7 protein-coding genes are annotated in these 11138 nt (G+C 67.9%); 2 read left to right on the forward strand and 5 right to left on the reverse strand.

What is annotated here, in order from left to right; all coding sequences use genetic code 11:
- Positions 1 to 28: 28 nt before the first annotated feature.
- Complete coding sequence (katG, locus tag AC1PK7_RS15620) at positions 29 to 2278, forward strand: catalase/peroxidase HPI (RefSeq protein WP_481098729.1); 2250 nt, start codon at positions 29 to 31, stop codon at positions 2276 to 2278.
- 133 nt (positions 2279 to 2411) lie between these two features.
- Here the strand turns inward: katG and AC1PK7_RS15625 are convergent, their stop codons facing one another.
- From AC1PK7_RS15625 to rimK, 4 genes are all read right to left on the reverse strand, one after another.
- Positions 2412 to 3746 carry a sensor histidine kinase gene (locus AC1PK7_RS15625; RefSeq protein WP_029561762.1) on the reverse strand — a complete coding sequence of 445 codons (1335 nt, stop codon included), beginning with the start codon at positions 3744 to 3746 and terminating at the stop codon, positions 2412 to 2414.
- Positions 3739 to 4416, reverse strand: coding sequence for a response regulator transcription factor (locus AC1PK7_RS15630; RefSeq protein ID WP_010340533.1), 678 nt, complete (start codon positions 4414 to 4416; stop codon positions 3739 to 3741). Before AC1PK7_RS15630 ends, AC1PK7_RS15625 begins: the two co-directional genes overlap by 8 nt.
- 14 nt (positions 4417 to 4430) lie before the next feature.
- A complete protein-coding gene (locus tag AC1PK7_RS15635) occupies positions 4431 to 4889 on the reverse strand; it encodes a hypothetical protein (protein ID WP_029561761.1) in 459 nt (152 codons plus the stop codon).
- Positions 4890 to 5139: 250 nt separating this feature from the next.
- The gene (gene rimK / locus AC1PK7_RS15640; RefSeq protein WP_371180870.1) at positions 5140 to 6033 is read right to left on the reverse strand and encodes a 30S ribosomal protein S6--L-glutamate ligase; all 894 of its coding nucleotides are present in this window, start codon (positions 6031 to 6033) and stop codon (positions 5140 to 5142) included.
- A gap of 281 nt (positions 6034 to 6314) precedes the next feature.
- Between rimK and AC1PK7_RS15645 the strand changes: the two genes are divergently transcribed.
- Positions 6315 to 8624 (forward strand): TonB-dependent receptor family protein, encoded by a 2310-nt coding sequence (locus AC1PK7_RS15645; protein ID WP_481098730.1) that lies wholly within the window; start codon positions 6315 to 6317, stop codon positions 8622 to 8624.
- A gap of 255 nt (positions 8625 to 8879) precedes the next feature.
- Here the strand turns inward: AC1PK7_RS15645 and AC1PK7_RS15650 are convergent, their stop codons facing one another.
- Positions 8880 to 10970: a phosphocholine-specific phospholipase C gene (locus AC1PK7_RS15650; RefSeq protein ID WP_481098731.1), complete on the reverse strand. Its 2091-nt coding sequence runs from the start codon at positions 10968 to 10970 to the stop codon at positions 8880 to 8882.
- Positions 10971 to 11138 lie beyond the last annotated feature (168 nt).

Raw genomic sequence — 11138 nt, forward strand, 5'->3', positions numbered from 1 at the left:
TCGTCCATCGAGACAGAGGCAGCCTCCCATGACCAGCGAATCGAAATGCCCGTTCCACCAGGCTGCCAGCGGCAGCGGCACCAGCAATCGCGACTGGTGGCCCAAGCAGTTGCGCGTGGACCTGCTCAACCAGCACTCCACCCGCTCCAACCCGCTGGACCCGCAGTTCGATTACGCCAAGGCGTTCAAGCAGCTCGATCTCGAAGCGCTCAAGCGCGACCTGCACGCGCTGATGACCGATTCGCAGGACTGGTGGCCGGCCGACTTCGGCCACTACGGTCCGCTGTTCGTGCGCATGGCCTGGCATAGCGCCGGCACCTACCGCACCGGCGACGGCCGCGGCGGCGGCGGCCGCGGCCAGCAGCGTTTCGCCCCGCTCAACAGCTGGCCGGACAACGTCAGCCTGGACAAGGCGCGGCGCCTGCTGTGGCCGATCAAGCAGAAGTACGGCCAGGCCATCTCCTGGGCCGACCTGATGATCCTCACCGGCAACGTCGCGCTGGAATCGATGGGCTTCAAGACCTTCGGCTTCGCCGGCGGGCGCGCCGACACCTGGGAGCCGGACCAGGACGTGTACTGGGGCCGCGAGACCAAGTGGCTGGGCGGCGACGAGCGCTACGCGCACGGCTCGCCGGGCGTGGACGAGGCGCACGGCGTGCTGGTGAAGGACGACGACAGCGAAGTGCGCCATACCCGCGACCTCGAGAACCCGCTGGCCGCGGTGCAGATGGGCCTGATCTACGTCAATCCCGAAGGCCCGGACGGCAACCCCGACCCGCTGCTGGCGGCCAAGGACATCCGCGACACCTTCGGCCGCATGGCGATGAACGACGAAGAGACCGTGGCGCTGATCGCCGGCGGCCACACCTTCGGCAAGACCCACGGCGCCGGCCCGGCCGACCACGTCGGCGCCGAGCCGGAAGCGTCCGACCTGGAGAGCCAGGGCCTGGGCTGGTCCAACAGCTTCGGCAGCGGCAAGGGCGGCGACACCATCACCAGCGGCCTGGAAGTCACCTGGACCAAGACCCCGGCGCGCTGGAGCAACGACTTCTTCGAGCACCTGTTCAAGTTCGAGTGGGAGCTGAGCAAGAGCCCGGCCGGCGCGCACCAGTGGGTGGCCAAGAACGCCGAGGCGGTGATCCCGGACGCGCACGATCCGTCGAAGAAGCGCCTGCCGACCATGCTCACCACCGACCTGGCGCTGCGCTTCGACCCGGCCTACGAGAAGATCTCGCGCCGCTTCCTGGAGAACCCGGAGCAGTTCGCCGATGCCTTCGCCCGCGCCTGGTTCAAGCTGACCCACCGCGACATGGGCCCGCGTGCGCGCTACCTCGGCCCCGACGTGCCGGCCGAAGAACTGCTGTGGCAGGACCCGATCCCGGCCGTGGACCACCCGCTGGTCGACGCGCAGGATATCGCCGCACTGAAGAAGACCCTGCTCGACTCCGGGCTGAGCGTGGCGCAACTGGTGTCCACCGCCTGGGCCGCGGCCTCCACCTTCCGCGGCTCGGACATGCGCGGCGGCGCCAACGGTGCGCGCATCCGCCTGGCCCCACAGAAGGATTGGGAGGTGAACCAGCCGGCGCAACTGGCACAGGTGCTGGCCACGCTGGAGCGCATCCAGACGCAGTTCAATGGCGCCCAGAGCGGCGGCAAGCGGATCTCGCTGGCCGACCTGATCGTGCTCGGCGGCGTCGCGGCGGTGGAACAGGCGGCCAAGCTGGCCGGACAGACCGTCCAGGTGCCGTTCGTGCCCGGCCGCATGGACGCCTCGCAGGAACAGACCGACGTGGAATCGTTCGCGGTGCTGGAACCGATCGCCGATGGTTTTCGCAACTACGCCAAGCGCCGTTACGCGCTGTCGGCCGAAGCGCTGCTGATCGACAAGGCGCAGTTGCTGACTCTGACCGCGCCGGAGTTGACCGTGCTGGTCGGCGGCCTGCGCGTGCTCGGCGCCAACAGCGGCCAGTCCGCACATGGCGTGTTCACCGATCGCCCGGGCGTGCTCAGCAACGACTTCTTCGCCAACCTGCTGGACATGGGCACCGAGTGGAAGGCGACCTCGGAGATGAAGGACGTCTACGAAGGCCGCGACCGCAAGAGCGGCGCGTTGAAGTGGACCGGCACCCGTGCCGATCTGGTGTTCGGCTCCAACTCGGTGCTGCGCGCGGTGGCCGAGGTCTACGCCAGCGCCGACGCGCAGGCGAAGTTCGTGCGCGACTTCGTCGCCGCCTGGACCAAGGTGATGCAGTTGGATCGCTTCGACCTGGCCGGCTGACGGCTGCAGCGCGCGTCCCGACAACGCCCCGCTCGCCGGGGCGTTGTCGTGTCTGCGGCGGGCCATCGCCATGCTGCGACCGCATGGCGGAACAGCGGCGTGCGCCGGTGCGGCGGACGCGTCGTCGCCCGCCTCAGGCCGGCTTGAACCACAGCGTCGCCACGACGCCCTTGGTGGCGCCCGGGCGCACGTTGACCTGCCAGCCATAGAGATCGCACAGCCGGCTGACGATCGACAGGCCGATGCCGCCGCCCTGCGAATGCCCGGCATGGGTGCCGCGATAGCCGCGCTGGAACAGCTTGGCCGCATCCTCCTCGCTCAAGCCGGGGCCGGAATCGATCACCTGCACCGCATCGCTCAGCACCCGCACCACCACCTGGCCTTCCTGGGTGTACTTGACCGCGTTGCCGATCAGATTGCCCAGCGCCACCGACAGCGCCGCTTCCGGCGCATCGATGGTGAGGTTGCGCTCGCCTTCCAGCAGCAACTGCAGGGGCTTGCCGCCCAACTGCGCGCGATGCGACTCGATCAACTGCTCGGCGACCTTGGCGACGTTGCTGTGGCCCTGCCCGCGCTCGTTGCGCGACAGCAGCAGCAGCGATCCGATCAGGTCGCTGCACTGCTGTTCGGCACGCTGGATGCGCTGCAGGCGCTGCAGCACCTTGTCGTCGAGATTGGGCCGGGTCAGCAGCAGTTCGGTGGCGCCACGGATCACCGCCAGCGGCGTGCGCAACTCGTGGCTGACGTCGGCATTGAACTCGCGGTCGCGCTGCACCACTTCGGTCAGGCGCGCCGAGTAGTCGTCCAGCGCCTCGGCCAGCTGGCCGACCTCATCGTCGGGAAAGTGCGGCGCCAGCGGCTTGGGATCGCTGCTGCCGCGATAGGCGCGCAAGCGTGCCGCCAGGTCCGACACCGGCCGCATCACCCGCGACGCCGACCACCAGCCGATCACCAGCGACAACGCGCTGAACACCAGCACAGACAGGATCAGGGTGCGCTTGAGCTGCACCTCGCCCTGCATGGTCTGGGTCATGTCGTAGGCGAGGAAGAACCAGACATTCGGGGTCTTGCGCACCGCCACCTTGTAGGAGAACGGCTTGCCGGTTTCGTCGCGACCGGACACGTTGTGGATGCCGTCAGAGAAGTTGTACCACTCCGGCTGCTCACGTCGCAGCGCTTCAAAGCGGTCGCTCTTCACCACCCGCCCGACCATCTGCTGCACCGGCAGATCCGGATTCTTCGACGGATCGGAGAAGAACCGGTGCGAGTATTCGTCGATGTTGCGGTTCAGCACCACCTCGACCAGTTGGTTCTCCACGCGCGCGCGCGCCCAGTTGGTGGCGAACGCGAACAGCGCGGTCAGGCCGAAGCCCAACAGCACGAACGAGAGGATGATGCGGCTGCGGAGGCGGCGGCGGTAGCGCCCGCGCCGCCGCACGACCCGCGGCAACGCCGGCGTTTCAGGCATCGGGCGCGGCGATGCGGTAGCCGATGCCGTGGCGGGTCTGGATCATCGGCACGTCGAACGGCTTGTCCACCACCGCGCGCAGGCCGTGGATGTGCACGCGCAGCGAATCGGAGTCGGGCAACTCTTCGCCCCACACGCGGGTCTCCAGTTCCTGCCGGGTCACCACCGCCGGGGCGGCTTCCATCAGCGCCTGCAGGATCTTCAGCGCGGTGGGATTGAGCTGCAGCAGCTTGCCCTGGCGGCGCACTTCCAGCGTGTCCAGGTTGTATTCCAGGTCGCCGGTCTCCAGCACCCGGGTGTGCACGCCCTTGCCGCGCCGCGACAGCGCGTTGAGCCGCACTTCCACTTCCTGCAGCGCGAACGGCTTGATCAGGTAGTCGTCGGCGCCGGAATCGAAGCCGGCGAGCTTGTTGTCCAGCGAATCGCGCGCGGTGAGCATCAGCACCGGGGTCTGCTTGCGCGCTTCGTTGCGCAACTTGCGACAGACCTCGATGCCGTCCATGCCCGGCAGGTTGAGATCGAGCACGATCGCATCGAACTCGTGCACCACCGCCAGGTGCAGGCCAGTGACGCCGTCGGCGGCGAAATCGACGGTGTGGCCGCGATCCTCGAGGTAGTCGCCCAGATTGGCAGCGATGTCGCTGTTGTCTTCGATCACTAGAATTCGCACCAACATTTACCCCGTCAGTCGTACTTGCCAGTTGGATTGCGCCGCATCAGTTCCTGCGCATCCTCGTTGTCGCGGCGGCGTTCCGCCACGGTCTTGCATTGCGTGGTGGTGCGCAGCGAACCGGTGACGGCCTCGCGCCTGCATACCATCCGGCTGTCCGCCGCCGCCTTGGTCAGCAGCGTATTCACCGTTTCCTGATCGTTGAACAACGCGACCTTCTGCTCCTCTTTCAAGGTGCCCACGTCCTGGTGGGCATCGAGTATCGCAGCCATTCGCGCCAATGCGGCTTCGACCTTGCTGCGATCGTCAGCATTGATTTCGGAATAGGTCTTGCCGTCGTTCAATTGCTGCCGGATTGTACTGAGTTGCTGCGCGAACGCTTTCTTCACGTTCATGGGCGCCTCACCTTTGGGCGCCGCCACCGCCGCGCTCGCCAGGAGCATGCCCAGCACCAAGGCCATCGAGCGTTTCATCCCCTTCCCCTTGCAGACCGGACCCAGCCGGCAATGTAGCCCCCGCCCAAACGCCGCGGCAAGCAGCACGCCGCGCGCGGGCCGGCAAGCGATCGCCAACAAAAAGACCCAGGCAGCGGGGCTGCCTGGGCCGAAAGTTTTCTATCCCGATTACCGTTCCTGCTGAGGAGGGCAGAGCTGCGGTCCGATGAAGCTTACGCAGGGCGGAATTAAACCGGCGTTAAGCCAGAACCCGCGGCCACAGAGTCGGCTAAGCCACTGATTTCTTTCGTTTCAGGCAGGCTTCGAGGTGGTCGATGACCTTGCCGGCGATATCCAGCCCGCAGACCGTCTCGATCCCTTCCAGGCCCGGCGTGGAGTTGACCTCCAGGACCAGCGGACCGCGTCGCGAGCGGATCAGGTCGACGCCGGCCACGCCCAGGCCCAGCGCCTTGGCCGAGCGCACCGCCACCTCCTGCTCGCCACGGCTGGCCGCGGTCTTCTCGGCGGTGCCGCCCAGATGCAGGTTGGAGCGGAAGTCGCCCTCGGGCGCGGTGCGGCGCATCGCCGCCACCACCTGGTTGCCGACCACGAAGCAGCGCAGGTCGGCGCCCTCGGCCTCGCCGATGAATTCCTGTACCAGGAAATTGGCGTACAGCCCGCGCAGCGCCTCGACCACGCCGCGCGAGGCGCTGGCCTTCTCGGTCAGGATCACCCCGGTGCCCTGGGTGCCCTCGTTCAACTTCACCACGTGCGGCGGCGGGCCGAGCATGGACAGCAGATCGCCGGTGTCGTCCGGGTTGTCGCCGAACACGGTCATCGGCATGTCGATGCCCTTGGCCGCCAGCAGCTGGTGCGCACGCAGCTTGTCGCGGGCGCGCAGGATCGCGTCGGACGGGTTGGGGGTGCAGACCCCCATCATCTCCAGTTGCCGCAGCACCGCGGTGCCGTAGCGGGTCACCGAATTGCCGATGCGCGGGATCACCGCGTCGTAGCCGGTGATCGGCTTGCCCTTGTAATGCATGGTGAAGGCGCCGGCGGCGATGCGCATGTAGCAGCGCAGCGGGTCCAGCACGCGCACCGTGTGCCCGCGTTCGCGGCCGGCCTCGACCAGGCGCCGGGTCGAGTACAGCTTGGTGTTGCGGGACAGGATGGCGAGCTTCATCGAAGGCGGCGGCGGTGGCAGGCCCGGCATCATACGTCGCGCCACCGGCACTGCGATGCCGCGCGTCGTCGCCGCCGTCGCCCGCGCGGCAAGGCCGGGATCGGCGGTGATCGCCATCACCCACGTTCCGCGCGCTGTCCCACAGCCGACATCGGACCGCCCCGAAACGTTCACAAAACCGTTGCATCGTGGCGGGCGGGCCGCGTACCGGCCCGGTGCCGGCTGCCCGCGCCCCGCGCGGCAGGACCGGAACGTCTCCCCCTCATGATTGGTGACTTTCGATGACCCCCACTTCCAGATCCTTGCGCCCGCACGCGCTGGTGCTCGCCGTCGTGTCCGCCCTGCCGGCCTTCGCCGCGCTGGCCGAGACCGCGCCGGCCGCCGCCACCGCCACCGCCGATGCGGCGGCCAGTGCGAGCGGCAACGATGCCACCATGCTCGACGCGATCACCGTCGTGTCCAGCGGCACCACCCGCCAGGTGCAGCGCATCACCCGTGAGGACATCGGAATCGCCGCCCCCGGTACCAGCGCGCTGAAGGTCCTGGACAAGCTGCCGGGCGTGCAGTTCCAGTCGGCCGACCCGTTCGGCGCCTACGAATGGTCCACCGCGATCAGCCTGCACGGGTTCGACCAGAGCCGCCTAGGCTTCACCCTGGACGGCGTGCCGCTGGGCAACATGAGCTACGGCGTCACCGACGGCCTGCAGGTGACCCGCGCGATCATTTCCGAGAACGTGGCCTCGGTGGAGCTGGCGCAGGGCGCCGGCGGCCTGGGCACGCCGTCGAGCAGCAACCTCGGCGGCACCGTGCGCTACTACTCGGCCGATCCGGATGCCGACGCCGGCTTCCGCTTCAGCCAGACCCTCGGCTCGGACAGCACCCGCCGCACCTACCTGCGCGGCGACACCGGCGACATCCACGGCTTCTCGCTGTACACCTCGCTGGTGCACGGCGAAATGGACAAGTGGAAGGGCTACGGCAACAACGAGTACAACCAGGCCAACGCCAAGGCGCTGTACCAGTGGGGCGACGGCAATCGCGTCAGCCTGTACCTGGACAGCTCGCACCGCAAGGAATACGACATCATGGACCTGTCGCTGACCTCGCAGCGGGTCCTCGGCTGGGATTGGGACTACCTGATGCCGGACTGGAACAGCGCGGTGCAGATCGCCAACGCGCTCAACGGCAAGGGCAGCTACCCGGCCAGCCTCAACGGCCTGCCGGCCGACTACGACAAGGCCGACGCGTCCTACTACTCCGGCGCCGGCCTGCGCCGCGACAACCTGGCCGCACTCAGCGGCACGTTCAACCTCGGCGGCAGCGCCACGCTGAACCTGACCGGCTACTACCACGACAACAACGGCGAAGGGCAGTGGACCACGCCGTACGTCGCGTCCTCGGCCAGCGTGCCGCTGTCGATGCGCACCACCGACTACCGCCTCAACCGCCATGGCGTCACCGGCTCGCTGAACTTCACCGTGGCCGGCAACGAGATCGAGGTCGGCGGCTGGTACCAGAACGCCAAGACCGTGCAGGAGCGCAACTACTTCCTGCTCGATGGCCCGTTCACCGATCTGTACTACTTCAACAAGAACGGCACCCTGTTCGCGCGCGGCTTCGCCCAGCACTACGACACCGACACCACCATGGTCTACGCGCAGGACACGCTGCGCCTGCTCGACGAGCGGCTGACCCTGAACTTCGGCGCCAAGAAGCTGATCGTCGACACCACCGCGCAGTCGCAGGTGCCGTCCGCGTCCAATGCCGCCGGCGAGATCAAGGCCGACTCGGACCTGCTGCCGCAGGTGGGCGCCAACTTCAAGATCGACGAGCACCAGGAGGTCTACGCCTCCTACAACAAGAACATGGCCGGCTTCGGCTTCACCCCGTTCCAGGAATCGCAGGCCGCGTTCAACGCGATCAAGGGCTCGCTGGAGCCGGAGACCGCGCAGACCTACGAACTGGGCTACCGCGTGCGCGGCGCCGGCGTGGAAGCGTCGCTGGCGCTGTACCACACCACCTTCGACGACCGCCTGCTGGTGACCTCGCCGTGCAGCGCGATCCAGACCTGCTCGGCCACGCTCAACAACGTCGGCTCGGTGCGTAGCCAGGGTGCCGACCTGGCGGTGATCTGGCGTCCGATCGAACAGCTGCGCTGGCTGAACTCGCTGTCCTATGACGACTCGACCTACCAGGACGACTACCTCAACGGCGGCGTGGTGGCCACCTCCGGCAAGCGCGTGGTCGGCATCCCCGAGTGGATGTTCTCCAGCAGCCTGGCCTACGAGAACGCCGGCTGGCACGCCTCGCTGGACGGCAAGTACACCGGCCGCCGCTACATCAGCTACCTCAACGATTCGTCGGTGCCCAGCTACTGGCGCTTCGACCTGAGCGCCGGCTACGACTTCGGCCAGGTCGGCATGTTCCAGAACCTGGGCCTGAGCGCGAACGTCACCAACCTGTTCGACAAGCGCTACTTCGCCACCGTCGGCACCAACGGCTATGTCGTCTCCGACCCCAACGGCTACAACCAGACACTGATGGCCGGTGCGCCGCGCCAGTTCTTCGTCACCTTCAGCGGCAAGTTCTGAGCCGACGCGACACTGCCAGGGAAGGCATCACGCGCCGCCGCTGCTCTTGCAGCGGCGGCGTTTGCTTTTTAGGGCTAGCAACTATGTGTGGTGCGAGGCGGTCAAGCAGGATGGACCGGCGTTGCGGATCGCATGCGTTCGGAGCTGTCGCGGCTGAAGCCGCTCCTACGACAGCCGCACGGCCGCCCGTAGGAGCGGCTTCAGCCGCGACCGGGTACAGCCAGAAACCGCGACCGCGTTGGACTGCGACACTCCCTACGCGTTGACCGCGCGACCGATCGCCGGGTCGCTCATGCTCGGACGGCCGGTTTCGATGTGCCCGGCCAGGCGACGGCGCCATTGCGGCAGGGTCGCGCTGTCGATGGTCAGGTCGTACCAGTGGTGCTGCGCCTGCAACGGCAGACGCAGCACGGCGCGATCGCCGGCGGCCAGCGTGAGCGTCTGCTCAATGCCATCGCCGCGATACCCGTCGTGCACCCGCAGCGTGCACGGCTGCGTGCCGGCATTGCCGAGCGTCAGCAGCAGGCACTGCGCGGCGGCATCGTAGTCGGCCTCCGCCTGCAGCCCGGCATCGCCGATCCCGTCGCCATGGAACTCGCGCAGGAACCCGTTGGGCCCGTGCACGCGCAACGCGTAGCCGGCATCGGCGGCATCGCCGCGCCACGCGCGCGCATCCTGCAGCTCGCTGCCGGCGGCGAGCGTGTAGAACCAGGGCCCGGCCATGCCATCGTCGGCATAGGCATTGAGCGCCACGCCAGCGTCGCCGCGGTTGCGCATGCGCAACACCCGCGCATCCGCCTGCACCTGCAGCCGCACGTCGAAATCGTAGGGCAACGCGCGCGCCTGGCGCTGGCCGGGTTCCTGCACCGGCAGCGCCTGCTGCGCGGGACGCTGCGGCGGCGGCAGCGTCGCGGTGGCGTCGATGCGCGCGATGTAGTCGCGGGTGTCCGGCAACACCACCGGCGCCGGATCGTGGCCGACGAAATCCAGCGTGGAGGTCAGATCGCCGGCGACGGCGCGGCGCCACGGATTGATGTTCGGCTCCATCACGCCGAAACGGCGTTCGAGGAAGCGCAGCACTGAGGTGTGGTCGAACACCTGCGAGTTCACCCAGCCGCCGCGGCTCCACGGCGACACCACCAGCATCGGCACCCGCGGCCCCAGGCCGACCGGCACGCCGTGATAGTCCTCGCCATGCAGGTCCACGTTGCTGACGCCCAGTTCCGGCCGGATCGCCGGCAACGCTGGCGGCACGTGGTCGAAGAAGCCGTCGTTCTCGTCGTAGTTGATCAGGAACACCGTCTTCGACCAGACCTCCGGCGAGGCCGCCAGCACCTCCAGCAGGCGCGCGCTCAAGGACTCGCCATAGGCCGGCGTGGCCTCGGGATGCTCGCTGAGCAGGTATGGCGCGACGATCCACGACACCTGCGGCAGCGTGCCAGCGCGCACATCGCGTGCGAACGCCGCGACCAGGTGCTCGCCGCGCGAGGCCTTGGCATTGTCGGCGGTGGAACCGGGCACGATCGCGCGGCCGCGGCGGTACAGCGGTGAGGCGCGGTCCAGCTTGCGAAAGTTGGCGAAGTACGGATGGCTGTTGTCGCCGTAGTTGTCGAACTCCTGATACACCTGCCAACTGATGCCGGCGGACTGCAGGCGCTCGGAATAGGTGCTCCAGGTGTAACCGGGGAAGCGCGGATTGTCGCGCGCCATGTCCGCGGTCCAGTTGCCGTCGTCGCGGTTGTTCACCGCCTGCTCGCCATCGTTGCCGACGCTCAGGCCGCTGGTGCCGGTGAACATGTACATGCGGTTGGGATTGGTCGGGCCGAACAGCGAGGCGTGGTAGCCGTCGCAGATGGTGAAAGCGTCGGCCAGCGCGTAGTAGAACGGCAGGTCCTCACGCTGGAAGTGGCCCATGCTCATCGCGCTTTTTTGCGCGATCCAGGCGTCGTGATGCTTCCAGATTTCGTGCGAGCCCTTCCAGTCGTGGTTGAGATCCTTCATCCACTGCGCGCTGCTGGTCTGGCTGTTGAGCCGGAACGGCAGCACATAGCGATCGCCGCCCTTGCGCTCGGGCTGGTACCAGACCGGCTTGCCGCTTGGCAGCCGCAACGGCCGCGGATCGCCATAGCCGCGCACCCCGCGCAGGCAGCCGAAGTAATGATCGAAGGAGCGGTTCTCCTGCATCAGGATCACCACGTGCTGCACGTCCTGCAGCGTGCCGGTGACCCGCGCCGGCGGCACCGCCAGCGCGCTGCGGATGACGCCCGGCAGCAGCGGCATGGCCGCACCGGCCCCGAGGGCCACGGACGTGCGGGCGAGAAAGCGACGACGGCTGTGATCGACCACGGGGAGAGACCGGCGACGAGCTTGCGCTCACTGACCGCTCAGCGTAGACGCCGCGGATGAAGCGGGTTTGACAGGCACTCGTCGCCGCGCGGAACCGCCGAGCTATTTGAACAAGGAGATGGATGCCCGGAAGTGCTTGCGTCACCCACGCCGCGCTGGCCAGGCAAT

Source organism: Xanthomonas sp. NCPPB 3174 (genome assembly GCF_056725205.1).